Here is a 23,082-nt window from a genome sequence, read left to right on the forward strand (position 1 = left end):
CCGGCTTACGATTCGGCTTGTTCCCGTTGTCGCTCCCGCTGTCTCGTCTGCGCCCGTTCCCGTCGTTGCTGGTCGCGTTGCTCCTCCTGCTGCTGCTCACGTCGACGCTCCAGGGCGCGCTGGCGGTTGGCCTGCATGCGGGCGAACAGATCGCCCGAGCCGCCGCGCTCGACGGACAATCGCTGTTCGCGCCGGTCGGCATAACTGGAAAATCGATCCATGGCACCGCTGATCTGGTTCTCGCGGGACTGCCACTCCCGCTCGACGCGCTCGACCGCACGTTTGGGCGCATCCAGCGCGGATTGCGCCCGGTTTAACACGGCGCTGGTCTTATCCAGACGGTCGCCCTGCAGGGTGTCCCGGATCTCCTGCCGGTCGGTTTCCGATACCCCTTCGGCGGCCAGCCGTTGGTCCAGATCGCGCAATTGGTCGCGGGCGTCATCGACCGAGCGTCGTGCATCGCCTACCGGGCGACTGACCGACTGCAGCGGTGTCAGCGCTTCACGTGCCCGACCGAGGCCAGAGCGTCCCGAACGGCTTGCGCTGGCAAATCTATCGCCCAACCCCTGGCTCAGTCCGCTACGGCCTGGCATCCCGGCGTCCATCCGCCCCTCCAGCGGAGACGGGGGCAGCGCCCCGCGCGTGGGCAGTATGGTGGAGGGTTCCTCTCGCTGCCGGGCCGCTGCGCGCTGTGCGGCCCAGAGTTGCTCCTCGGCCCTGCGCTCGGCAAAACTGGCTACGGGAAAGCGCTGTCGGGCCGCCTGGTCGCGCTCGGATTCACCGGTCAGCTCCCGCAGTCGGCTCTGCAGTTCGTCACGCCGCGCCATCAGCTGGTTCAGGCGGCTATCCGGTGCCAGGGCGGCCGCCTCGGCCAGGCTGTCGCTGCCCGACCGGACGGCCGACGGTGTTGCAAAAGGCATCGACGGAGTGGACTGTTCCGGCTCCTCGCCTGTCTCCAGATCACGCCAGCTACGTCGGCTCATGGGTTATCCGGGGCCTCGGTCATCGTCGCGGCGATCATCGAGCGGATACGCTCCTCCAGCACGGCGGGCGCCGGCACCGGAACCAGCTTGGTGCGCAACAGCGATGAGCCTTCGGCCGAATACTGGTACTTGGACGAGTAGCTGGCCGATACCGAACTGACGCTCATTTTGGCGGACGCGGAGAAGAAACCGACCTTGCCGCTGACCGAGGCATTCACCTGGGTCGACGAGCGACTGAAGTTGGTTTCCCGCGACATTGAGATCGACAGCTTCAGTTCGATGAGCGTATCGACGAACTGGTAAAAGGTGGGCACGAAGCCCAGTTCAAGCAGCGAGTACTCGTTGCCATCCCCCAGCTTCACCAGCATGTTGCGCTCCGGCGGCGAGGCCGGCGGTGGCGCCGGCTGCCCCTCCTCCGGTTCCGGATCGGGGGCGTAGCCGGCCATCATGCGGGCGATTTTCAACGACACCAGGTCGAGCTCATACTGGGCTTCCGCGATGCCGATCCCCAGTGTACGTACCATCTCCGGGAAGGGAGTGTTCTGCATTTCGGTGCCAATGGACATGGCCTATCCCTCTGCTTGTTCGTTAAAAATCAGGCGTCGGATCAGGGCGTATCATCCAGACCGAGTTCCTGACGTTTCTTCTGCAGGTTGGCTTCCCGCCGCGCCTCTTCCGACTCCATGAAGGAGCGGATCCGGTCCTCCAGCACGGTCGGCGGCGGCACAGGGACGATCTTGGTGCGCAGAATCGAGGCGCCTTCGGCGGTGTAGGAGTACTTGCTGGAGTAGGTGGCATCGACCTGGCTGGTGGACACCGAGCTGCTGGAGCCGGACGATTTCGAGGTGCCCCAGAATGAACGCTTGCGCTTGTGGGCGTTGGCCTTGTCAGTCTTTTTGTTGCTGCGGGTGTGGGTGTACTCGCGTTCGCGGGTGATCTTGATGGCGATCTTCACTTCAATGATGGTGTCGACGAACTGGTAGAAGGTGGGGGTAAAGCCCAGCTCCATCATGGAATGCCGCACCGGTACGCGAATCTCGGTTTTCTCGTCCAGTGCCACCCCTTCGGCGTCCTTGGTCAGCGGTTCGAGCACCTCGGACAGCTTGATCGCGTCGTCACCGAGCGTTCCGCTCAGCGCATCATCGGTCAAGGCAAAGGCGCGCGCTTCCTTGATGGTCATGTATTCGTAACCGAAGAAGACCCGGCTGTCGTCGAAGGTGACCTTGCCCTCCTCGTCGTACACGGTGGTCAGCCCCCCCATCATCTCGGCAACGTTGATGGAGTTCTCATCGAGTTGATACTGACCGTCGGCGATAGCGAAGGCCATCTGCCGGATCATGTCGCCCATGGGTACGTTAAGCAGTTCCTGTCCAATGGCCATGGTTTATCTCCTTTGTCTGGGTGCTCGATTAAATCTCTTGTTGATATTGTTGTTTCAACAACAGCAGGAAGGTTTCCGGTGCCGGCAGCGACACCAGCCGCGCCGCGATCGACGACATCCCCTCGGCAGAAACCGAAAACTTGCGCGCGTAGCCGACGTCGACCGAGGCCGCCGCCATGAACACGCCATAATTGATCCCCGCCTGCACGCCGACATTCACCGAGGTTTCGGTGCTCTCGGTCATGCTGAAGCTGAGCTTGGCTTCCACCGTTGCCTCGGTGAAGGCGTAAAAGCTCGGCACAAAGCCCAGCGACAGCAGGTTGTAGGTCTTGTCGCCGATATCGACCTCCGATTCCGCCAGGGACTGGGCGATCTCGATGGAATTTTTGTCGAGCGCCAGCTGAGCCTGCGCGATTGCCACCCCCAGCTTTTCGATAATCTGGGGCAGCGGTGCCGACATTAACGAGCGGGTAACACCGGGTACCTCACTCATGACCTTGCCTCCTTGGTATCTGGTCAGCTATCTAGTCGTTCTGCGACAAATAGGATTTGATGGTTTCCAGGAACTCCGGCGGCGCCGGAATGGAGACCAGCCGCGCCGAGATCGCCGAGTTACCGGTTACGTTCATCTCGAACTGACGGGAGAACCTGACATCCAGCGAGGCGCCAACCGCCACGGCCCGATTGCCCGTATTCTGTCGGGTCATGCTGGATGATTCGGTGCGTGAAAACTGGCGTGTCACCGTGATCCCCTCGGTACCGCTGATCTGGATCGAGCGCTCCTCGGACGACACCAGGATCAACTGGAACGGCGTACTATCACCGAACAGGGAGACCACGTTGGCCTCGGCGGAGGCACCGAAATCGACGCCGCCGTTGGCGTTGATGTCGTTCTTCAGGTTTTCGGCATAGGCCGACGGGCTGCCCGCCGCATGACCACCGGCCGATGCGCCCGAGAACGGGAAGTTGGTGCCGTCGATGGTGACCGACTTGCCGGACAGCGCCAGTGGCTGCGGCCGGTAGAGCCAGGCAAAACCGTTGCCGGTACTGCCCGGCGTGGTTTTGTCGGGGGTGACGTCCTGGATCGTCAGGCTGCCTGAGGTGGAGTGCACGATCAGGTAATAGGCGGTGCGGTTCTTGATCCGCACCTCGGCCTTGCGAAACGCCACATTGTCCGCTGGTCCACCGGCGGCGATGGCATCGGCGGAGCCGCGGGAGGTTTTCCGCGTTACCTTGTTTGCCGGTAAGCCGTTGGCCACCAGAATGCGGATGATTTCATCGGCGCGCCGGTTGCCCAGCTCGATGTTGCTCTGGTCGGAACTGGAGGGGGACTGGCCACGGTAGCGCTGCGCATCGGCGAAGCCCTCCACCTCGAGATCGAAGTTGTGGTCTTTGGCGAACTGGGCCAGATAGGCCAGGCTCTGGAACGCACCGTCGTTGTAGGTGGTGCCATTGAGATCGAAGGTTTCCAGATTGTGCCGGCCGGTCTTGAAATACTCCGTGGTAATCGGCGTGCCCGGCGCAAAGAGTGAGGCGACATAACCGGCTGCCTCGACCTGAGCTTCGACGTGATCGGCATAGGCCTGCAGCGATCCCTGCGCCGTGGTGTTGACGGTGACACTGCCGTTGAAGACATAGTCGGTGGCGGTGTTTTCGTCGATCTGGATCACACAGCGGTCGAAACCGCCACCCTTGAAGGCGACGGTGCGGTCGGTGGTTTCCACCTTGGACGCGTCGGCATCTGTGGTGATGGTGAAGGTACGGTCGCCCGGCGCATACAGCAGACGCGGCACGCCAGCCTGCTCATCGGCGGTCACGGCGTCCTGCAGGGCACGGATACGGGCCAGCGGATCGTCTCCGGTCAAGGTGAACTGACGCCCGCCGATCGTCAGCGCCCCGGTGCTGGAGGAGTGCACGCTCACCTCAGCGGTGCGCTCACGCGAGACCGTGCTCGACCCGCTTTCCGAGCTTTCGCTGCTCTGCGACTCATTCGAGCTGCTGGTCTGGTTGTCGCTGAACGAGCCGTTGAGGTTCAGCCCGACGCTGAGGTCCTTTTCCACCCGCAGACTCAACTGCAGCGAGCAGCTGATGTCGGCGTGTTGATAGTGATAGAACGCGGGTGAAAGCCCCAGATCCAGCAGCGATTTACCATCCAGGCCGGGCCTCGGGGTCAGGAACTCGCCGATCTGGTCGACCGAGTTTTCGTCCAGCGCTTTCTGCGCTTCGGCTATGGACAAGCCCAGCGCTTTAATGAATTCCGCGACGCTTGCATCGGCCAGAACCTGGCCCGGGGTGAGTCCGTCATAGTCCGCCATTGCTCTCCTCCATTCCGCCAGCGGGCGGCTTGATCATCCTGTTATGCCAAACGAATCCCGAGGGTCTTGCCGCCGGGTCCTGTCCGCCTCTGCCGGCAGGGGTCTGGCCAGTTGGGCATTTACCTGCTCGGCACGGACGCTGAAATAGCGGTGCTTGCGTTGTGCGTCGGTCAGCCGCGCCACATCGGGGCGCAAACCCCGCTGCAGCCAGCCGTACACCTGTTCGGTCAGCTCCAACCGCGCCTGCCCAGCCAGCTCGCGGGCCTTCGCCAGGCTGCTCAGCGCCGACTCGCGCTCGCCCAGCTTGGCGTAGACCAACCCCTGGCGTTCGAGGATGGCGGCATGATCCCGGGCGTGCAGTTGGCGCCGGGTATTGAGCTGCTGGTAGTAGACGTCAGCCTTTTTGCAGTAATCGAGCACGTCCTGATACTGACCGGTGAGTTCCAGGCTCTCCAGCACGCACTGGCTGTAGTGCCGGAAGAACACCTCCGGTGCCTGGGAAGAGACGGCCAGCCGCATCGCTTCGCGATAGTGACGCAGCGCCTCGAGATGATCGCCCTTGAGCGCGAAGCATTTGCCCGCCTCCGCTATACCTAAGTGATAGCGATGGGTCTCGGCCTGAGCCGCCTGTTGCGTTGCCGTCATGCGGATACCTCCACCAGTTCGGCCTCTGTGCCCGCTGTTCTCAGGGCATAACGAATCACCCGCGCCTGCAGCTCCGGCAGGACACAGGGCAGCTGGAAGGGCAGTTCAGGCAGGTGGTTGCGTTTGGTGTCGAGCAGACCAAGCGAACGCAAGGTCTGGTTTAACAGGCTGGGCTGGGCGGTACGGGTAATCTTCAACCCCAGGTGCATGAAACTGATCAGATCGGCACGCACACTAAGCCCCGCCTCGCTGAACGCCAGCATGAATCGCTCCAGCTGCCCCTTGGGCAGGGCCTCAACCAGGGTTACCGGCGTCGCCTCGAACAGTCGTGGAATGATGTGATCGGGTATGCCCGCCAGTTCGCTGAGCACGCGATGGGCGGCATCGCTCAGACCCGATCCGGGTTCGGTCAGCACCAGGTCGAAGCGCAGAAAATCCTGGTTGATCACCCGCAGGGTATTGGCGCGTTGGAAACTGGACCAGAGGCGGTCCGCCTCCGGCTTGCTCATATCGATCAGGACACAGCCCTGATCCGCGATCAGAGAATATCCCCGACGGCGCAGCTCCTGGCAGGTTCGGCGCGCCTGATCGGCGCTGTCGACTGCCAAAAACAGATCGTAAAGTGCCGTGGCGGGGTTAGAGGCGATCAGTTCAACGCCCTCTCCCAGACGCCCGGTCAGCGCATCCAGTGTCGCCTGGGTCACGTTGCCGATAACGATACCCGGTGGCGTGGTCAGCAGTCGGGAAGCTTCGCTCTCATCCGTACCGAGGAAGCGGGCGAGCTCCGCCACAATCCGGTCGTAGTGCTGTTCGTCAGTGATGTAAGCCGCAATGTCGAAACACTCGGCCTGCACAGCGGATGGCTGCTGACAGTGTTCGACCCGTGTGTCATAACCCAGGGTGTCCAGCAGATCCTGCATCTGCTGAGCCGTGTCAAAGGGGATGTTGTCGACCAGAATGGCCGGTGCTCGATAGAGCGCATCGAGCACCCGCTGCACTGGGACGCCGAGTCCAAGCGCGATCGATTTAGCTGAAGCGGGCGTTGCCTGGCCGATGGAGCAGACAACCAGACGGTAATCACCGGAAAGCGGTTCTGCAGTGGCTTGCGCCAAGGGTAGCTGCATATCCTGACACCCTGTCCCTCCCCTTGCGGAGATTCCCTAAGCGTACATTCCATGTCCGCCCCGCCCAAACAGATAACCAGACGGTGCGTGACGCCTGGCACTTCACGATAGAGCCCCGAGATAGCTGGGGGCAACAACCGCGACTACGTTAAGTGCGTGACGGGAGTTAAGCAGCTGAAATTGAGACTGTCAAACATGTGTTTGAATAAAAACACACGTACTTGAACAGAGCGGCGGGTGTTCGAAAATCAGATGAAAACACCATATTTTTTCATGACAAATTCGGTCATCACCGACAGCCTACTACTGCCGTCAGCCATCAAACCTGTACCCCACCCCATGCACCGTGACGATGATCTCCGGTGTCTGCGCATCCCGCTCCACCGCCTTGCGCAGCTTGGAGATATGCTGATCCAGGGTGCGGCTGCTGGGCAGGTAACTGCGCCCCCAGCACTCGTCGAACAGCTGGTCCCGGCTCAGCACCTTGCCGCGGTGGCGGTGCAGCGTCTGCAGGATGCGCAGGTCGCGAAGGCTCAGGTCGATCTTCCGGCCGTCGCGCTCGGCGCGCAGCTGGGCGGGGTATACCTGCAGGTCGGCCATCTGGAAGCTTTGCTGCTCCGGATCGGACTGGCTGCGCGCCAGGCAGCGGCGGGTGACGGCGTGGATGCGCGCGATCACTTCGCGGCTGCCGAAGGGTTTCTTGATGTAGTCGTCGGCACCGAGCTCCAGCCCCAGCACCTGGTCGATCTCTTCCGATTTGGCGGTGATGAAGATCACCGGCAGTTGCTGGTCCTGCTGGCGGATGCGGCGGCAGAGGCTGTAACCGTCTAGCTTGGGCATCATGATATCGAGCAGCACCAGCGCCGGGCCCTGCTGACTCGCGATCTGCTCGCAGTAGAGGGTCCAGGCCTGTTCGCCGTCGGCCGCTTCAAGGCAGTCGTAGCCCTCCGCTTCCAGCAGGTCGCGCAGGCCAAGGCGGATATTGAGATCGTCTTCGGCGATCAGCACTTTCATCTATTGGTCTCCAAGCGGATCTGGAAACAGGCGCCGCTGTCGCTGGCCTCCAGAGTCAGGTCGCCACCGTGGGCGCGGGCCAGATCCCGCGCCAGGCCCAGGCCGATACCGGTGCCGGATACACCGTCGGTGAGCCGGCTGCTGCTGCGGTAGAAGGGTTCAAAGATGCGCTGTCTATCGGCCGGGTCGATACCGGGGCCGCTGTCCCGCACCTCAACACAGAGTGCGGTGCTATCGAGCCAGGAGCGCAGCCTGAGTTCACCACTGTCAGGGGCGTACTTCTCACAGTTGCTGAGCAGGTTGTTGAGGATCTGCTCCAGCGCCGCGGGGTCGTAGGTCAACGGTTGTTCGATACCGGGCGCGAACCGTGGTTCGATGCCGCGCTGACGCAGCAGCGGTGCGAAGGTGTGCAGGATACGTTCGATCTGCTCGTCCGGGTTGGCTGTTTCCGGCGCCAGCTTCAGCTGCTTGCGCTGCAAGCGGGAGAAGCTGAGCACATTCTCGATCAGCCGCGACAGGCGCTGGCTCTCATCGGTGATGACGCCGAGGTAGCGGTTGACGGTGGGATCCGCTGTTTCTTCAGATCCGTCGTCCAGGCGCTGCTGCAGCATCTCGGCATAGAGGCGCACGTTGGTCAGCGGTGTTTTCAGCTCGTGCGACACCTGATTGACGAAGTTGACCCGCTGCCGCGCCAGCGTCAGTTCTCGCCGATGTTCGCGGTAGAGCAGATAGCCGAGTCCGGCGAGCCCGGCACCGAGCAACAGCAGCGGTGCCACCAGCGTCAGCCAGAGCGGAGCGGCGGCCCGCTGCAGCGCCGGGGCATGATACTCCAGCCGCCAGCTGCCCAGCGGATGGCTCAGCCCCAGACTGCGCAACGCCTGACCGTTGGCCTGGTAGTCGCCCCAGCTGTAGAGCGCTGTGCCCTGGCTGTCGAGCAGACGGATCTGCGCCTCGCCCAGTGCCTGACTGCCCTGCCCCGCATCCGGCAGGCGGTTGATCAGGTCCGACAGCAACCGGGCGTCGTTGAGTACGAAACCCAGGGTGCGTCCCTCGGGATCGCGCCACCAGTAGATATGCATCAGCCGGGCATCGGCATACCAGGCGATCCAACCGGACGCGGTGGTGTCGGTCTCTGTGCGTTTAGCTTCCGTTTTGACGCTGGAACGTTGAGTCTGGTCGGACAGCTCGGCCGCAGGTTCGGCCATCTGCGCCGAGGCTAAAGGCGCCTCGGCGATATCTGCCGACAGCTCACTCGATAACTCAGCCGGCGCACGCTGCGCCAGCTGGCCGCTGGCGAAGTAGTCGCTGGCCTTGGCGGCAACCGGTGCCTGCGCTTGTACGGCGGGCGCCGACGGATCCGATGCGGTGGGATGGAACAGGCCGGGGGACTGCCAGAGCGGTTGCAGCCGATCCACCAGGCGCTGCTCCTCCAGGCTCAGCGGCTGGTCGCGGGGCGGGAACTGGCGCTGGTCGTCGGCATCGAGCACAAACAGCTGCTGCACCTGCGCCGAGTCCTTGATGAAACTGCGCAGACGGTCGCTGGGGTAGTCCGGGTCGGCCAGGCGATAGAGGCCACCGGCCTGGCGTTGCAGCAGGCGCTCCAGCTGCTGGAAGTGGGTCTGCAACTCGCTGTCCAGCGATTCCAGCTGCTGTTCGATCAGCTTCTGTAGCTGCAGCCCCACCAGTTGCTGTTCATTCTGCTGCAGGCGAAAACCGAGCCAGCCGAGCAGCAGCAGCGGCAGCAGTACCAGCAGGATCAACAGCAGCGCGGCGCGGTATTTCATCTATCTCCCTTAGGCAGAAAATTCCGGTGTGAATAGCTACTCACACCGGATTCATCTCGCGCAGTCATTTAATAGGTCTGCTGAGTGGCGCGTTTATATTGCTTCTCGCGCAGCTCCTTACGCTGGCGATTCCAGTCATCCTCGGAGGATAGCTTATCGGCATCCTGCAGCGCCTCCTCTTCCTGGGCTTTCAGCTCCGGCGAGGCCAGCGCTTCCGCCTGGGCACCGAGGTACTCGGCGCTTTTCTGCAGTAGACTCCTGGCCCCCTGCACATCGCCCTGGTCGCGCAGCTCCACCGCCTCACGACTCAGTTCGTTGGCGACCTGCTCCACCGCCGATTCCAGTGCCGGTTTGTCCACCGCCTGCTGTACCTCCTGCTCTGAGGCACTGAACTGAGCACGGACCCGGCCGTCGAGACGGGCGGCCTGACGGGTGGCCAGGTTGGCGTAATCCACCTGCACGCTGGCCAGCTCCAGTTCGCTGCCGGCCTCCTGCGCAGGCACCTCCACCTCCAGCACCAGGTACTTCTCCTGCTCGCTGTAGAGCTGGTTCAGGCGGGTGCGCACCCGGTCACCGTACACGTCGCTGTCGCGCCCGAGCAGACGCAGCGGACGCACACCATTGAGGCAGCGGATCTCGATGATCAGGTCCTGCGCCACCACCGACATCACGTCGCCGAACTCGTACTGGAAGATCCGCGCCAGATCGGCGGCGTTCTCGACGAAGGCGTGGTTGCCATCGCTCATCCCGGCAAGCTGTGTCATCAGGTCCTCATTGTACCCAAGCCCCAGGCCGATGGTGGTGACACTGATCCCCTCCTTGGCCAGCGACTGCCCCAGCCGCCCCAGTGCCGAGGGTGTCTGCGGCCCCACGTTGGCCAGGCCGTCGGAGAGCAGGATGACACGGTTGACCCGGTTGCGGTCGATAAACTTGCGCAGCTCCGCCGCCCCCTTGCTGACCCCGGCGAACAGCGCGGTATTGCCGCCGGCGCGGATCGTGCGGATCGCCTGGTAGATCGGCTGGCGGTCGGTCAAGCGCGTGGCCGGCACCACCACCTCGACCTGGGAATCATACGCCACCACCGAGACGATATCGCGCTCATCGAGGCGACCCAGCGCCATGATCGCTGCTTCGCGGGCGTGCTGGATCTTGTCGCCGCCCATGGAACCGGAGCGGTCCAGCACGATCGCCACGTTGGCCGGTGTGCGTGTGGCGCGGCCGGGCAGCTCGAAGCCATCCAGCGAGATCTTGATATACGCTTTCTGCGCCGCACCTGCCGCCATCACCGGTGTGGCGAGGCTCAAATCAAGCGTCACCTCCTGTTTGTGCTGCGTCTGTGCCCGCGCCGATAGCGATACGCAGGTTAACAGCAGCAGTAACGCCGTGATCCAACGGTGGCGAGGAAAGTATCTGTTCATGGCCCAACTCCTTGTGCAGTGGATAGTAAGCAATCAGCTTCTGAGCTGCACTCTAGGTGGAGTGGAACGGGCAAAGGTCAGATTGATGTATGGGGTTTGTAAAAGCTTTGTAAAAACGTGGCGGACCTGATGCGGAGAGGAATAACGGGATACGCAAACTTAAACCCATAGTGTAATTAAATCGCGTTTTTTAACTGAAAGTTCTGCATGTTTAGAGGCAAAGAGTGCACCCCCTGGCAGACATTAACTTAGTGAGTTCTGCCGTTGTTTCAAAAACCTTACACTTTTTACACCTATTGGCTTGAGTGTAAATCATAGGGTGCAATTTCCGGCAATCGCGCCTCGTCAAGTTAACAACCTCCGTCGTCTATAACTTAGGTCGTATCAGTTGCGATACAGGGCACGACCCCTAGGGTCCTGTGTGTTTAAAATAACAAGGAGGCCGAAATGAACGTGCTTCTAAAAACCTCGTTAATCGCTTCACTTTTTTCCCTGGTATTCGCCCCACTCGCCATCGCCGGCAATGGCGCGCCCAGCGGGGCCCACTACACGGTGAACTTTATCGGTCACCCGAACCTCGCAGAGTGTGACGGCGATCCGGAATATTGTGAATCGATACTGGGCGGCAATGCCGCTTACAGCGGAGGTTCAGCACTGTTTGTACCGCTGGTTACCAGTAAATCGCCAGGCAATGGCAAGTCCGGCAAGACAACTCTGTGTACCGATCCCGACGATGGTCTGCAGACAGAGTTTATTGATGAGGAGGGACCCACTTTCCAGACAGAGGAGCCCGACGGCAAGACCAGGATCTATTTCGAACCGACGACAGATGGCTCGTTTGAAATTGTGGATAGAATCGCCGACAAGGATGGCGCCACAATTCAGGTACCGGTAACAGACGATGCTAATCGCTATATCATGCTGGATCTGTTCATCCGCGTCCTGGGTAAACCGGGCACCTGCGCCGAAATCACCGGGTATGCAGAAGAAACCGTGGATACGACCCAACTCTGGTGGTATTCCGGCTCCATTCTGCTCGACCGCGAATCGGGCCGCAGCACCTTCGAAAAGGCGACCGATATCTTCAGTGTGGCCTATTGCGAAGTCGAGTGGGTGGATACCGATGGTGACCTGGCTGGTGATACCTGGCAGTGTGTCGATGGATCCGAAACCGAGCTGTCGGTGTTCAACGATATCTTCGATCAGTATTTCTGGGAGTTCCTCAACAACGGCACCCGCCTGATCCAGGCACGTTTCTACCCGCGTAGCGATTACCCGGGATAATTACCCTGCCTTAACCCTTAAGCTGACGGCCCTCTTCGGAGGGTCGTCCAGTTTTAACCACCTCCCAAACAGCTACTGCAGACGGCTAACCTAATCCGCCACTGAACCGGCTATTCGCTAATGTGCTGCCAGCGACAGGACAACCTCTCCATTCAGCGATAGGATTAGCTGATCGAGTTCACACAAGATTTTCATCTCAGCGTTTCAGAGTCGGCGCCATTATCGGCTCTGGCATTATCTCTTCAGGTAACAGGATCACCTCATGAGCGCCTACCAATTACTGGTTAACCAATTTGCCCGCCTCGACAAGCTTGCCCACGCCAGCACCTTCCTCGGTTGGGACCAGCAGGTGATGATGCCGCCGGGTGGCGCCGAGGCCCGCGCCCAGGCACTGGCGGAGCTGCACCAGATCCGCCATGAGCTGCTCACCGCCGAGCAGCTGGGCGACTGGTTCGAGAATGCCCTGCAGGAGGGCGAAACAGCCGATCAGCAGGCCAACCTGCGCGAGATGCACCGAATATGGCAGCAGGCGACCTGTCTGCCCGCCGACCTGGTGCAGGCGCAGTCGCTGGCCGCCTCACGCTGCGAGCACGCCTGGCGCGCGCAGCGCGGCGAAAACGACTGGCAGGGGTTCCTCGGCAACTTCAAGGAGCTGGTGCGGCTGAGCCGGGAGGAGGCCCAGGCGCGTCAGGCGGCAGAAGCGGACAGGTTCGCCACGCCCTATGACGCCCTGCTCGATCTCTACTCCAGCGGTGACAGCAGCGCCTCGATCGGCCTGGTCTTCGACGGACTGAAAGCCCAGTTGCCGGCATTGATCGACGAGGTGATCGAGCGCCAGCGCCGGGCGCCGCATATCGACCTGAGCGGCCACTACGATATTGGCGTGCAGGAGCAGCTGAGCCGCCGGGTGATGGAGGCGCTGGGCTTCGATTTTGGCCGTGGCCGGCTGGATATCAGCAGCCACCCGTTCAGCACCGGGGTGCGCGGCGACCACCGCATCACCACCCGCTACAAGGAGCACGATTTTATTGAGGCGCTGATGGGTACGGTGCATGAAACCGGTCATGCCAGTTATGAAGCGGGTCTGCCCGAGGCCTGGAGCGGCCAACCGGTGGGCGATGCGCGCAGCATGAGTATCCATGAGAGCCAGAGCCTGCTGTTCGAGAAGCAACTGCTGCTGTCCAAGCCGTTCGTGAAGTTCCTGACGCCGCTGATCCACCAGCATTTCCCGTCATTGAAGGATGTGGATAGCGACCAGTTCTGGCAGGCGATGGCCCGGGTCAATCGCGGCTTTATCCGGGTGGAGGCGGACGAGGTCACCTACCCGATGCATATCGTGCTGCGCTACGAGATCGAATCCGCGCTGATCAACGGCGAGATGGAAGCAGAGGATATCCCCGACGCCTGGGCCGAGAAGATGAAGGCCTACCTGGGATTGAATACCAACGGCAACTACAAGGACGGCTGCCTGCAGGATATCCACTGGCCCTCGGGTGCGTTCGGCTACTTCCCCTCCTACACCCTGGGGGCACTGAATGCGGCCCAGCTGTTTGCCGCCCTGCGCCGGGATATCCCCGCACTGGACGGACTGCTGAGAGAGGGTAATGTAACGCCGTTGCGGCAGTGGCTGGGCGAGAAGATCTGGAGCAAGGGCTCGTTCCTGAGCTCACAGGAGCTGATCAGCCAGGCCACCGGCGAGCCGACCAATCCGGAGCACTTTATCCGCCATATCCGCAGCCGCTACCTGGAGCAGTAGCGGGTATCGCGGTTCAGGCGTTCGGCAGCAGACGCTCGAACACAGCCCCCAGTCCTTCCTGCTCGGGGGCTGCTGCCTTCGCCATCTCGACAGAGCACCAGGGATAAGGCAGAGCGGAGGCCCAGTCGGTCAGGTTTTCGGCCCACTCCGGCGGCAGTGTCTGCATCACATCGATGGTGATGCGCAGCTGTTCCACCAGTCCCGATTCCGACGAGAAACACCAGTCGTAGCGACCGCAACCGACACGCACCGCACGACTCTCCTTCTCCGTCATTACCACCAGCCAGTCGCACGCGAACGTCTCACGCCGTTCAACCGGCGGCTCGGCCAGACAGAAGGTGTACACATTTTCATAGGTCTGCCCGAATCGGCGCACCAGCACTTCGCTGATCGCCTCGCGCCCCTCGGACAGGGGCGGAAACGAGATACTGCCGGTGTTGACCTGCATCTCCAGCTTCGCATCGGCGCCAAATGCACGCCGCATCAAATGGGGACGGTTGCCATCTTTAGCGTGCAGATACGCAGTAATGGCATCGGCGGGTGTTGGCATATTGCTCTCGCTGAGTAGAGGATTGCTACTGACAGAGGAAGTCCAGCTCTTTCGCTGTCTTACTCGGCACAAATTCGATAACGTCGTAATCAGCCAGGTTGTGAACGCTGAACGGATCTTCCGCCAATATCTGCTCCAGCTGTTGCCGACCGTCTGCCCGCGCCAAGATCACACCCCCGGTGCGAGGTACCTTTCGGCCCGAGGCCAGAAATACGCCAGCGGCATACTGTCGATCCAGATATTCGACATGGTCGTTCAAGTACGTATCGATTTCGCTTAAGTCACACTTGTAGGTCAACAAAACTATAAACACACGGTTTTCCTTTACCATTTGAATACTAATGGAAGCACAGGTCTGAAATCCCGGCACTTTCCGCTTGAACCGTTATCGAACGCTATCTCCACCCTATGCTCCTGCGCCTTTGCAATCTCAAAACCCTCAACGGTAGACGCCTGTGTTGCGGGATTCGAGTAGTCATCAGCAGGCATGCAGACTTTCAACGTCGTAACCTCTTTAAACCCGACCGCATGCTCCAGCGGCTGCCGTCTTTCGGCAGCGGCCCGATCCGGCCTGGATGCAAACGACAGGTAAAACCACATCGGCTCGGTAATCGGAGCCATACCCACATCGACCTGCAACCCTTCCGGCAGATAGCGCGGCCTGTAGCCCCAGCTATGGAAAGGCACCTCTCTGGCTTCACCCTGCCCTGGTCGGAAGCAGATACCCAGAGGTGAAACCGTCCCGTCCTGTGCAGAGAGCCGCTCGTACAACTGGGTTGGTCTAGTCAGTTCACTGCGCGCTTCCCGCTCGTCGGTCAGGTACAGAAGCTCGATAAAGAAGTTGCGAAAAAAGAATCGTCGATTCGCCGTTCCCTGTCCTGGATGCGTATTGGGAACCCCCTCTATCAGGCCTAATTTTATCAACTCGTCTGCCTCGGGCGCACCGGGTTTTACACATAAAAAGATATGATCGATTTCCATAAAAACTATTTACCGGTAGTCCATTAAAAATAATCTGGCGATCGTTTTCGTTAATCTATCAGCCGGTTATTTGAGCTAACCTCAATTCCTGTACGGAAGTTATTCAGCCCGGTTTTTAAGCTGTGGCACAGCGCCGTATCGGCCAGTATGCCATCCCTGTCCAACCCGCTGCTCAATAGCGGCAAAGACACATAAGCAGAGTCAACGAGAATACCGGACATGGTGGTCAGCACCTCTTTCAGCGCCTCCTGCGCATGGCAGGCGCGTGGCGAAGTGTTGATCAGCATAATCGGTTTGTAGGGGAACTCCTCGCCACTGACCAGCCAGTCCAGCGCGTTTTTCATCGGTCCACTGATGCCATGCGCATATTCGGGACTGGCGATAATCAGACCTGAGGCTTCAGCCAGCACTGCCTTCAGCTCATCCAGCGACGGTATCGATTCCCCCTCAAGATCGGGATTATAGAGCGGCAGATCGGCAATGTTGCCGATCTGAATCTCGATGTCAGAGGGTGCGAGTGAACTCAGGGCTTCCAGTGCAGCGGTATTGTAAGAGGCCTTGCGCAGGCTTCCCGATAGGGCCAGTAGTTTCAATCTCCCTCCTGAAATATCCGATCCATGAAGAGTGCAAGCCTAGAGCTTCAGCAGGGTGCAATCAACGGTGGGGGGCAGCAGGAGGTTCCTTTTGCCGGGAGCGCTGACGGATCTCGCTAATCTCCGCTTCATCCAGGCCCAACGACTGCAGGAAAGTCTGATGTGCCTCCGGGGCGTCACGCTCAAACGCCTGATGCCAGCGCAGTCGGCCGGCAGCATCGACCCCGGCCTCCTCCAGCATCGCGACCCACTGCTGCACGTCCACTTGCCGCTCGCCGCTATCGCCGCTTTTGCGTTGCAGCAGTTCAATCACCAACGCCTGTTGACTGCGCAGCTGGGCGATCTCCCGGTTGAGTGAGGCCAGTCGTTGCTCCAAGGCCAATTCCAGTAGCCCCGGATCTTCTCCATCGAGAATGGCCTGAATCGACTTCAGCGGAATACCGGCTTCGCGAAAGGCCGCTATACGCGACATCCGCTCCACTTCCCGCTGGCCATAAAGCCGATAACCCGATGTGGAAACTTCGGCAGGTTTAAGTAGACCGATACGATCGTAATAGAGCAGCGTTGTCCGCGAGAGACCAAACTTCCGCGCAAATGCGGTAACGGTGATGGTTCGCATGGCACTCCCTATTGTATTGCGTCCCGGTCGGGTTCCACCCAGTTTGTTCTGGCTCGATCGGAATTCAACAGTTCGGCGCTGTAATGCCTGTCCAGCAGCGATTTGGCATCATTCAACAGATCCGGATTCTCACGCAGAAACGCGTCGAAGCTTCGTATAACCTGCCCCCGCATACGCAGTTCAATGATCCGCATTAGCGCCTCGGTAAGCGTATGGTTGAACTTTTCCGGCGCGCCGAACCGCGTCGCCAGCTCGCGGATACCGCTGCATACCCGCTGCCGGGCCTCCTCCTCTGTGAAATGAACAAGGTGGAGCCAGGCGAGGCGAAGGTGGCCGCGATGATCAAAGTGTTCCGGCCCCAACGCCCTTGATGCAAACAGCTCCAGATAGGTCTTATCGTCCAGCATCGTCTTCCCCCAGCCGGTAAAAGGGGCGAGTATGAAGAGTGAAGCGGTAGACAGGTCAAGCGCATCCTGTCTGGTCAGCGATCCGAGAGCCTGATATCACCTGCGTCGCTATGTTCCAGTACAAGCCGGGCATTGGGTATATCGTTGCCCTGCGCCCGCGCCTGGGCCGCTGCCTCTTCCAGGCCATGAATAAGCCAGCGCTCGATGAGGCGTTGTTCCAGAACCTCCATGGGTGGTGACAGGAACACCGTGAGATCGTAATGGGTACGCATCGACACCCAAGGCTCCTGCTTCAGTAACAGGTAGTTACCTTCGACCACTATCACATCGACCTCGGGCGTGATCACGCCGGCACCGGCAACGGCAAGATCCCGTGTACGGTCGAAAACGGGATGTATTATCTCGCTGGAGCGGTCATGCAGTCGCTGCACCGTCACACCAAAGCCGACCGCATCGAAGGTCTCGGGAGCCCCCTTGCGGGACAACAACCCGCGCGCCGCCAATATCCGGTTGTCCAGGTGGAAACCGTCCATCGGCAACAGTGCGGCACAGTCAGTTCTTGTGGCATTCAGCTTTGCGACCAACTGTTCGGCAAGGGTCGATTTACCGGAAGCGGGTGGACCGGCGACCGCCAGGATGTAGCGTCTATTGCCAGACCTTTGTGACAGAAGGTGAGAGCAAAGTTGTTCGAGCGCATCCGAGTAACCGGTCGTCAGACTAAAGCGGCTCTGCAACGGTCAAACCTCCGGTCATGAAGTTGTAGGGTTGGTGAAATCATTATGGCAGATCACACTATCGAAACCGTGGATCGGGTCAACCTGCAAAAGCGCCAAAGCCTGACTGCCAACCTGTTAGTTGAACAGGGTTATACCGACACCCGCCTTGGTCACCATCAGGTAGAAGATCACCAGCATGGCGAGAAAAGCGGGAATACCCAGCCCTATCCACAGCCTCATCAGGCGCTGGTACTCGGGGCTGCCGTGATGGGATTCGGCCAGTCGCGACAGGCGCAGTTGAATCCACACCACCGGCAACCAACAGAGGCCAACAAGGATAAACAGACCGATCACCGAGACGAACCAGGCCGAGCTGTAGGCAAAGTGCAGTTGGTGGGTGAGCCACAGCCCGGTCAGCAACTGCACCAGCACCGCCGGTGTCGTGAACAGCCAGTCCGCCGCGACCACGGCGCGGCTGGTGGATATGAAGCTCTGCTTTTCGCCGGACAGGTGTGCCCTGAGCATAAAAAAGGCGATGCCCATGCCGGTACCGAACAGCACTGACGCACTGAGGATATGGATGATCTTGACCAGGACGTAGACACTCACGCTTGCGTGCCCTCCGTGCCGATCGACCAACCGATATCGAGCGCCGAGACCTCCTCATCGAACTCCGCCAGCGACATCAGTTCATAACAGGGGTAGGCGCCGCGCAGCGGCAGTTGCCCCCGGACAAACTTGCGTGCCAGCGCCAGCGCCGGTGACACCGGGATCTCCGGTCCGTGGTTCTGCCGCGCCACCAGATCCCAGCGACGGCTGATCGGCTGGCCGTTGGCGAGTTGCCGGTGCCACCCAGAACAAGAACAGTGATCGGATCCTGGTCAGACATCCCTGTTTTAACCTCCGCTAATGACCTGCTTCCCTATCGATAATGATCGATCTGCGAGTTGATTGTCGTATCCTTGATCTTGCTGTCATCGGCCAGCAGTACTGCTTTCGACAGGATGATCGAGAGCATGTTGTCACCCTCGAACGGCAGAAACAGCTTGTCTGTGGTGCTCGTCTTGCGACTGTCCGGCACGATGCACAGATACTGGTTATTGGGCTCCATCAGGATATTGCCGGAACCGAGATGTATCTTGTAGGTACGCCGTTGCCCTTCAACCACCAGGAAGCGGCCAACGAATGTGCATTGGGGGCCGATCTTCAGCTTGGGTATCAGGTTCTGCAGTATCGCCTTGCGGGTTTCGGCGCTGGCGTTGAGCTCACCGAAGCTGAAGGTGTGCCAATAATCGTGGTAGCGCCCATCGGGTCCGCCGTCGGACCATTCCGGATCGTTGCCCACCGAGCAGACGCCGACGAACAGATCCACATCGCGGAACACCTCTGACAGCACCAGAGCCGGCACCTCACGCAGGTCCACCGACGTATCCCGGTCGATATTCTCCTCATTGAGGTCATCGGCACCGGTGCGAATGCGGTAGAAGCGTACCTGGTCGGTGCTGACATAGAGGAAAACGCCCGCCTCGGTGGTGTCGTTGCCGTACTCGCCTATCCCCTGCACCCAGAACTCCGCCCAGAGATTGAACCGGGGTAGTCCCAGCCGAGCGATATCGTCGCCTCCATCCCAGGCACCCTGCAGGGTGTAGCGCCAGCCGCGGGTCGCGGCCAGGGCATTGAACTGGTGCTGTTTGATGATGTGGGAGGCGAAACGGTTGCTGTATACGCCGGTGTTGATCTCGGCATCGGTGAGCAGATACACCTCGCGGTGCGCCTGTTTGAACGGTTGCACCACCTGCAGCCGCTCGATGCAGGCGCGCCACGCCTGCACCTCGACCGCGTCACTGGTGATCGGGTGCCAGAGGCTCACCTCGACCTCACCCGCCGGCAACGTCAGCGGTTCACCTGCGCTGTCCAACAGCTGGCCATCCTGATAGATCCCCAACACAGCCGCCTGTTCACTGCTGAAGCGCCAGATCAGGTTACGGGCCAGCACACCCACCAGCGGATGATCGCGGTAGCGCTCGCCCCAGACCTCGAAGGGCCAGACCCGCTCTTTCAGGAACAGCTGCTCCAGCCGTTCACGCTGAACGCCCAGCATCGCCTTGATATCCTTGAGGGCACCGCGCAGCTCTTTCAGATCCGCCGCATGATCCTCCTTGACTCGGGTCGGTACTGATTTCTGCACCTTGCCGTCGTCGTTGCGCCAGGAGAGTTCCACTTGTCGTAGGGAGGGCAGGCTGATAATGGCGGTGTAATCGCCCAGCGGCTCCTCACCGTAACCGACGCTGTCCAGTCCGTAGGCGGGTACGCCCATCTCCTCCAGTGCGTCGACGCTGATCCCTTCACGTGCAGCGGCTTCCTCCAGCGCCTTGTTGATGATGTTGAGCGCACTGCGGTACTTGATCTTCACCTTCAGCACGGCGAGTTGGTACAGGCCGGAGCGGCCCGGCATGGCGGCCAGGGTGTAGATGCAGGCGTTACCCACCCGCACTGCCCGCGGCCCCACGCCCGGCACCTTGCGAAAGCAACTCAACGCCGCCTTCACCAGTGCCCGCGCCAGCTCTGCATCCTCCGCAAGACTTGCGCACCAGATCAGTCCCTTAAGGATGTCGGCATTGGATTCATCCATCATCAGATTGCGATCCGGCTGCCATAGGTCCCGGCGCGTGGCGGGCTTGGTCCTGGGTTTATCCACCAGTGCCAGCCAATTGATCAATAAACGGTTGAAGCACTCCCGGCCGAACTGGTCGAGCAGCAGTGTGACACCGGCCAGCCACTTACGACTCGGTTTGCTGCCGCTGGCCTGCGCACACTGACTGATCAGGTTGAGCAGCGCATCGCGACGATCGGCCGCTGCTTCGCAGTCGGCGATGGCCGCATCGCTCCAGGCCTCGCCGGGATGAAGCAGTTGCACCTGTGTACTGACACCGGTCAGCGCCTGGATCCGCCCGGCGATCTTGCGCAACGCCTGATCCGTATGCTTCCGGTCGATGCGCTGCCGCAGCTGTTCCAGTCGGGCTCTGAGGCTGTCGTCAAGCTCCGCACCAGCGACATAGTGCTCCACCGTCGTCATCACCCCGGACAACGGCAGGTTGTAGGTGGTTGGATGCTTTTCCGTCAGTACCCCGTCCAGCAGTTGATGCAGTTGTGGCAGGCTCAACGGCAGCTTGCGACGCAGCAGTGCACGCACCACCGTATCGTAGCAGGCACGGCGCTCTCTGATATTGGCGACTCGGGTGATACCGCAGGCATCGGGTCCGAAAAAGTGGCTGTACGCCTTGGCGGTCTTGCCCATGGCACCGAAATACTCCGGCGCACAGTGCATCAGCATCGCCACGCTCTGTTCGGCATCCAGCGCCAGTATCGCCTTGCCGGCCTCGGAGTCGCCGAGTTTAAGGTCGTAGAGGTGACGCTTGTCCGCCACCTCATATGCGATATAGCGTTCGATCAGCGCCTGATACTCACTGCCGGGGGACGCTGACTCCCTATCCTTAGCGCTGCCTGCGCCGGACTTGTCTCGCTTGAGAAAATCGAAGATACCCATCACAACTCCTATTTGGCCGGTCGGGCCCGATGATCCCTAACCGCCAACCAGTGGAGTCAGTTTAAGGAACACCACCGAGGTCGTGGGAGTAATGAAGATCCGGTCGTCCAGCTCGGTGAGCTGCCGGTCATTGACCAGCAGGAAGAAACCGTTGCTCTGAAACGCCTTGATCGCGATCTTCTGCTGCGCATCCAGATCGACCCTGCGCTTTTTGCGCACCTTGAAGCCGTTCAGCGCCCGCTCCGAATCGCTGGGTTGAATCAGCCCCATAAACCGCCCCCTGTCCGACGTGTTATAGCGCTCCACCTCGCTCTGCACGCGCGCCTCGATCAACTGCCGTACCGATATCACCTCTGCCGGGAAATGCAGCAGGTTTTCGAACACCGTCTCGCCGCTGGTGGACTGATCCGATATTTTAAGCGCTACAGTCATCTCTACTCCTCCCTGTCAGTTGATGCTGGTTAGGGTTTCCAGCTGAACTCCCCGTCATAAGATCTGCAACCGGTCATCGTTTCGGCGGCATCCTCGATATAGATCTGCTGTGCGTCCGACACCGGATAGCTTAGATACTGCGAACATTGTGCACTCTGGCCGGTACCGACCACCACCTTGGTGCCGGGTTGCAGGGTACAGGTTTCCAGCTTGTCCAGTGGCGACCACTGGTAACAGATCTCGTAGTCGGCACGATAGGTCGCCACCTTGCCGGTCGGCATATCGAACGCCCACCAGTTGCCAAGGCGGCTGTTGGGGTTGGTGCTGTTCCAGGCCCGATAGAGCGGTATCTCGACCTTGGCCTTGCTCTGATACACCTGTCCCTGACAGAGCCCGCCCGCGTTCGGCGCGCCGAGCGCCTTATCGAGCAGTGCCTGATCCTCAGTGGCGACGAACTTGTCTGTTAGATTTTCCGGTAGTGCGGTATCCCCGACACAGGTTGACGTGACCGGCGCGGATTGCTCGGCGGCAGGCTGATAGGCGCAGCCGCCGACTGACAAGATTGCGAATAGCAGCAGTGTTCTGTTCATCGATCCCTCTCCTTTCTATCTATCCTTAGGCGCAAAACGGTATTAATGCCTTGCAGCAGGCGGCTAGCGTCGCTTGCGGCAGATCAGCTGAATCGGGCAGGTTCTGCCCTCTTCGATATTACGCCCGGCATTACGCATCTGCTCCACGGCGCTTTCGCCCATCAACAGGTGCACGCCGAAACTTGGTAACGTGCCGGCTTCGGCCTTGGCCACGGCGGCTCGGTAGCCCGATAGATAACGCGCTCCGGTCTGCTCAATCTGGATCGCCTCGAAGCCGTTTTCCTCCAGCAGCGCCCTCGTCTCGTCGATGGGGATCAGGTAGGAGCCGCTGCCGTCCAGAGACCAGGGCACGGGATAACAGGGGTTACCGGTGTCACCCAAGCCATGTTCCGTGAGCGCAAAAAAGCCACCGGGTTTAAGCACTCGACAGGCTTCGGCAAAAAACGCGGCACGGTCGGCCACGTTCATCGTCACGTGCTGGCTATACGCCCCATCGAACTGGTCGTCCGCGTAGGGCAGACGCTGGCCGTCGCCAAGCTCGATCTGCACCTGCGTTTCAAGTCCTACCAGCGCAGTGAGTCTGTTGCCGGTTTCGACAAACGATTCGGTGATGTCGATACCGGTGACCCTGCACGCGAATCGCTGGGCCAGATAGCGGGCCGGGCCACCGACGCCGCAGCCGATATCGAGCAAGCACTGTTCCGAACTGGCGGGCAGCTTGTCTGCCAGCTCAACCGTAGCCGGGAAGCCGCGGGCATGAAAATGATCCATCGGTGCCAGATCCTCCACGGTCAGGCTGTGGAGCGGTTTTGACAACGCGCTCAACTCCGACAGGATCTGTTCATACAGATCCGCCTGGCCCCAGTGGCCAGTGCACGATTCGGTGCTGCTCATCCTCTCTCCCTGCGTGCGGATAAAATCCCATATTATGATCTGCCACTAT

General features: G+C 60.5%; 25 protein-coding genes. 2 read left to right on the forward strand and 23 right to left on the reverse strand.

Annotation, left to right across the window (positions count from 1 at the left end; all coding sequences use genetic code 11):
• Positions 1–5 precede the first annotated feature (5 nt).
• The 10 genes from IEX40_RS05300 to IEX40_RS05345 all read right to left on the reverse strand — a co-directional run bounded on the left by IEX40_RS05300 (position 6) and on the right by IEX40_RS05345 (position 10,664).
• Entirely contained in the window at positions 6–983 is a 978-nt protein-coding gene (locus tag IEX40_RS05300; RefSeq protein ID WP_188746073.1) for a hypothetical protein, read from the reverse strand.
• Entirely contained in the window at positions 980–1,549 is a 570-nt protein-coding gene (locus tag IEX40_RS05305; protein WP_188746074.1) for a hypothetical protein, read from the reverse strand. Before IEX40_RS05305 ends, IEX40_RS05300 begins: the two co-directional genes overlap by 4 nt.
• Positions 1,550–1,590: 41 nt before the next feature.
• The gene (locus tag IEX40_RS05310) at positions 1,591–2,364 is read right to left on the reverse strand and encodes a hypothetical protein (RefSeq protein ID WP_229680598.1); all 774 of its coding nucleotides are present in this window, start codon (positions 2,362–2,364) and stop codon (positions 1,591–1,593) included.
• Positions 2,365–2,392: 28 nt separating this feature from the next.
• Positions 2,393–2,857: a hypothetical protein gene (locus IEX40_RS05315; RefSeq protein WP_188746075.1), complete on the reverse strand. Its 465-nt coding sequence runs from the start codon at positions 2,855–2,857 to the stop codon at positions 2,393–2,395.
• Between the two features lie 31 nt (positions 2,858–2,888).
• A complete protein-coding gene (locus tag IEX40_RS05320; protein WP_188746076.1) occupies positions 2,889–4,679 on the reverse strand; it encodes an OmpA family protein in 1,791 nt (596 codons plus the stop codon).
• Between the two features lie 33 nt (positions 4,680–4,712).
• Positions 4,713–5,324, reverse strand: a complete 612-nt coding sequence (locus IEX40_RS05325) for a peptidylprolyl isomerase (protein WP_188746077.1) — start codon at positions 5,322–5,324, stop codon at positions 4,713–4,715.
• On the reverse strand, positions 5,321–6,448 hold the full coding sequence (locus IEX40_RS05330; RefSeq protein WP_188746078.1) for a hypothetical protein: 1,128 nt from the start codon (positions 6,446–6,448) through the stop codon (positions 5,321–5,323). Before IEX40_RS05330 ends, IEX40_RS05325 begins: the two co-directional genes overlap by 4 nt.
• Before the next feature lie 312 nt (positions 6,449–6,760).
• On the reverse strand, positions 6,761–7,462 hold the full coding sequence (locus tag IEX40_RS05335) for a response regulator transcription factor (protein WP_188746079.1): 702 nt from the start codon (positions 7,460–7,462) through the stop codon (positions 6,761–6,763).
• The gene (locus IEX40_RS05340; RefSeq protein ID WP_188746080.1) at positions 7,459–9,246 is read right to left on the reverse strand and encodes a sensor histidine kinase; all 1,788 of its coding nucleotides are present in this window, start codon (positions 9,244–9,246) and stop codon (positions 7,459–7,461) included. The genes IEX40_RS05335 and IEX40_RS05340 overlap by 4 nt, the downstream gene beginning before the upstream one ends.
• Before the next feature lie 68 nt (positions 9,247–9,314).
• On the reverse strand, positions 9,315–10,664 hold the full coding sequence (locus IEX40_RS05345; protein WP_188746081.1) for a vWA domain-containing protein: 1,350 nt from the start codon (positions 10,662–10,664) through the stop codon (positions 9,315–9,317).
• Positions 10,665–11,111: 447 nt separating this feature from the next.
• Here IEX40_RS05345 and IEX40_RS05350 point away from each other — a divergent pair, with 447 nt between their 5' ends.
• The gene (locus IEX40_RS05350; RefSeq protein WP_188746082.1) at positions 11,112–11,948 is read left to right on the forward strand and encodes a hypothetical protein; all 837 of its coding nucleotides are present in this window, start codon (positions 11,112–11,114) and stop codon (positions 11,946–11,948) included.
• 262 nt (positions 11,949–12,210) lie between these two features.
• Complete coding sequence (locus IEX40_RS05355) at positions 12,211–13,704, forward strand: carboxypeptidase M32 (RefSeq protein ID WP_188746083.1); 1,494 nt, start codon at positions 12,211–12,213, stop codon at positions 13,702–13,704.
• A 13-nt stretch (positions 13,705–13,717) separates the two neighbouring features.
• Here the strand turns inward: IEX40_RS05355 and IEX40_RS05360 are convergent, their stop codons facing one another.
• The 13 genes from IEX40_RS05360 to IEX40_RS05420 all read right to left on the reverse strand — a co-directional run bounded on the left by IEX40_RS05360 (position 13,718) and on the right by IEX40_RS05420 (position 23,033).
• Positions 13,718–14,254: a hypothetical protein gene (locus IEX40_RS05360; protein ID WP_188746084.1), complete on the reverse strand. Its 537-nt coding sequence runs from the start codon at positions 14,252–14,254 to the stop codon at positions 13,718–13,720.
• Positions 14,255–14,279: 25 nt separating this feature from the next.
• Positions 14,280–14,567, reverse strand: a complete 288-nt coding sequence (locus IEX40_RS05365; protein ID WP_188746085.1) for a YciI family protein — start codon at positions 14,565–14,567, stop codon at positions 14,280–14,282.
• An 11-nt stretch (positions 14,568–14,578) separates the two neighbouring features.
• Positions 14,579–15,235, reverse strand: a complete 657-nt coding sequence (locus IEX40_RS05370) for a VOC family protein (protein WP_188746086.1) — start codon at positions 15,233–15,235, stop codon at positions 14,579–14,581.
• Between the two features lie 50 nt (positions 15,236–15,285).
• Positions 15,286–15,828, reverse strand: a complete 543-nt coding sequence (locus tag IEX40_RS05375) for an NADPH-dependent FMN reductase (RefSeq protein WP_188746087.1) — start codon at positions 15,826–15,828, stop codon at positions 15,286–15,288.
• A gap of 61 nt (positions 15,829–15,889) precedes the next feature.
• Positions 15,890–16,447: a MerR family transcriptional regulator gene (locus IEX40_RS05380; protein WP_188746088.1), complete on the reverse strand. Its 558-nt coding sequence runs from the start codon at positions 16,445–16,447 to the stop codon at positions 15,890–15,892.
• Positions 16,448–16,455: 8 nt separating this feature from the next.
• Positions 16,456–16,854: a hypothetical protein gene (locus tag IEX40_RS05385; protein WP_188746089.1), complete on the reverse strand. Its 399-nt coding sequence runs from the start codon at positions 16,852–16,854 to the stop codon at positions 16,456–16,458.
• 74 nt (positions 16,855–16,928) lie between these two features.
• Positions 16,929–17,588 carry a nucleoside/nucleotide kinase family protein gene (locus tag IEX40_RS05390; RefSeq protein WP_229680600.1) on the reverse strand — a complete coding sequence of 220 codons (660 nt, stop codon included), beginning with the start codon at positions 17,586–17,588 and terminating at the stop codon, positions 16,929–16,931.
• Between the two features lie 117 nt (positions 17,589–17,705).
• Positions 17,706–18,179 carry a DUF2269 family protein gene (locus IEX40_RS05395; protein ID WP_188746090.1) on the reverse strand — a complete coding sequence of 158 codons (474 nt, stop codon included), beginning with the start codon at positions 18,177–18,179 and terminating at the stop codon, positions 17,706–17,708.
• Complete coding sequence (locus tag IEX40_RS05400; RefSeq protein ID WP_229680602.1) at positions 18,176–18,370, reverse strand: hypothetical protein; 195 nt, start codon at positions 18,368–18,370, stop codon at positions 18,176–18,178. Before IEX40_RS05400 ends, IEX40_RS05395 begins: the two co-directional genes overlap by 4 nt.
• Before the next feature lie 122 nt (positions 18,371–18,492).
• Entirely contained in the window at positions 18,493–21,117 is a 2,625-nt protein-coding gene (locus tag IEX40_RS05405; protein WP_188746092.1) for a DUF4132 domain-containing protein, read from the reverse strand.
• 36 nt (positions 21,118–21,153) lie between these two features.
• Positions 21,154–21,549, reverse strand: a complete 396-nt coding sequence (locus IEX40_RS05410; RefSeq protein ID WP_188746093.1) for a hypothetical protein — start codon at positions 21,547–21,549, stop codon at positions 21,154–21,156.
• A 29-nt stretch (positions 21,550–21,578) separates the two neighbouring features.
• Positions 21,579–22,139: a hypothetical protein gene (locus IEX40_RS05415; protein WP_188746094.1), complete on the reverse strand. Its 561-nt coding sequence runs from the start codon at positions 22,137–22,139 to the stop codon at positions 21,579–21,581.
• 63 nt (positions 22,140–22,202) lie between these two features.
• The gene (locus tag IEX40_RS05420) at positions 22,203–23,033 is read right to left on the reverse strand and encodes a class I SAM-dependent methyltransferase (RefSeq protein WP_188746095.1); all 831 of its coding nucleotides are present in this window, start codon (positions 23,031–23,033) and stop codon (positions 22,203–22,205) included.
• Positions 23,034–23,082 lie beyond the last annotated feature (49 nt).

This window comes from Marinobacterium zhoushanense (genome assembly GCF_014641945.1).
GTDB lineage: Bacteria > Pseudomonadota > Gammaproteobacteria > Pseudomonadales > Balneatricaceae > Marinobacterium_D > Marinobacterium_D zhoushanense.

What these genes read in the sequence shown, in the direction of transcription:
- IEX40_RS05300 (WP_188746073.1), bottom strand. Translation starts at nt 983, where the DNA reads ATGAGCCGACGTAGCTGGCGTGATCTGGAGACAGGCGAGGAGCCGGAA.
- IEX40_RS05305 (WP_188746074.1), bottom strand. Translation starts at nt 1,549, where the DNA reads ATGTCCATTGGCACCGAAATGCAGAACACTCCCTTCCCGGAGATGGTA.
- IEX40_RS05310 (WP_229680598.1), bottom strand. Translation starts at nt 2,364, where the DNA reads ATGGCCATTGGACAGGAACTGCTTAACGTACCCATGGGCGACATGATC.
- IEX40_RS05315 (WP_188746075.1), bottom strand. Translation starts at nt 2,857, where the DNA reads ATGAGTGAGGTACCCGGTGTTACCCGCTCGTTAATGTCGGCACCGCTG.
- IEX40_RS05320 (WP_188746076.1), bottom strand. Translation starts at nt 4,679, where the DNA reads ATGGCGGACTATGACGGACTCACCCCGGGCCAGGTTCTGGCCGATGCA.
- IEX40_RS05325 (WP_188746077.1), bottom strand. Translation starts at nt 5,324, where the DNA reads ATGACGGCAACGCAACAGGCGGCTCAGGCCGAGACCCATCGCTATCAC.
- IEX40_RS05330 (WP_188746078.1), bottom strand. Translation starts at nt 6,448, where the DNA reads ATGCAGCTACCCTTGGCGCAAGCCACTGCAGAACCGCTTTCCGGTGAT.
- IEX40_RS05335 (WP_188746079.1), bottom strand. Translation starts at nt 7,462, where the DNA reads ATGAAAGTGCTGATCGCCGAAGACGATCTCAATATCCGCCTTGGCCTG.
- IEX40_RS05340 (WP_188746080.1), bottom strand. Translation starts at nt 9,246, where the DNA reads ATGAAATACCGCGCCGCGCTGCTGTTGATCCTGCTGGTACTGCTGCCG.
- IEX40_RS05345 (WP_188746081.1), bottom strand. Translation starts at nt 10,664, where the DNA reads ATGAACAGATACTTTCCTCGCCACCGTTGGATCACGGCGTTACTGCTG.
- IEX40_RS05350 (WP_188746082.1), top strand. Translation starts at nt 11,112, where the DNA reads ATGAACGTGCTTCTAAAAACCTCGTTAATCGCTTCACTTTTTTCCCTG.
- IEX40_RS05355 (WP_188746083.1), top strand. Translation starts at nt 12,211, where the DNA reads ATGAGCGCCTACCAATTACTGGTTAACCAATTTGCCCGCCTCGACAAG.
- IEX40_RS05360 (WP_188746084.1), bottom strand. Translation starts at nt 14,254, where the DNA reads ATGCCAACACCCGCCGATGCCATTACTGCGTATCTGCACGCTAAAGAT.
- IEX40_RS05370 (WP_188746086.1), bottom strand. Translation starts at nt 15,235, where the DNA reads ATGGAAATCGATCATATCTTTTTATGTGTAAAACCCGGTGCGCCCGAG.
- IEX40_RS05380 (WP_188746088.1), bottom strand. Translation starts at nt 16,447, where the DNA reads ATGCGAACCATCACCGTTACCGCATTTGCGCGGAAGTTTGGTCTCTCG.
- IEX40_RS05385 (WP_188746089.1), bottom strand. Translation starts at nt 16,854, where the DNA reads ATGCTGGACGATAAGACCTATCTGGAGCTGTTTGCATCAAGGGCGTTG.
- IEX40_RS05405 (WP_188746092.1), bottom strand. Translation starts at nt 21,117, where the DNA reads ATGGGTATCTTCGATTTTCTCAAGCGAGACAAGTCCGGCGCAGGCAGC.
- IEX40_RS05410 (WP_188746093.1), bottom strand. Translation starts at nt 21,549, where the DNA reads ATGACTGTAGCGCTTAAAATATCGGATCAGTCCACCAGCGGCGAGACG.
- IEX40_RS05415 (WP_188746094.1), bottom strand. Translation starts at nt 22,139, where the DNA reads ATGAACAGAACACTGCTGCTATTCGCAATCTTGTCAGTCGGCGGCTGC.
- IEX40_RS05420 (WP_188746095.1), bottom strand. Translation starts at nt 23,033, where the DNA reads ATGAGCAGCACCGAATCGTGCACTGGCCACTGGGGCCAGGCGGATCTG.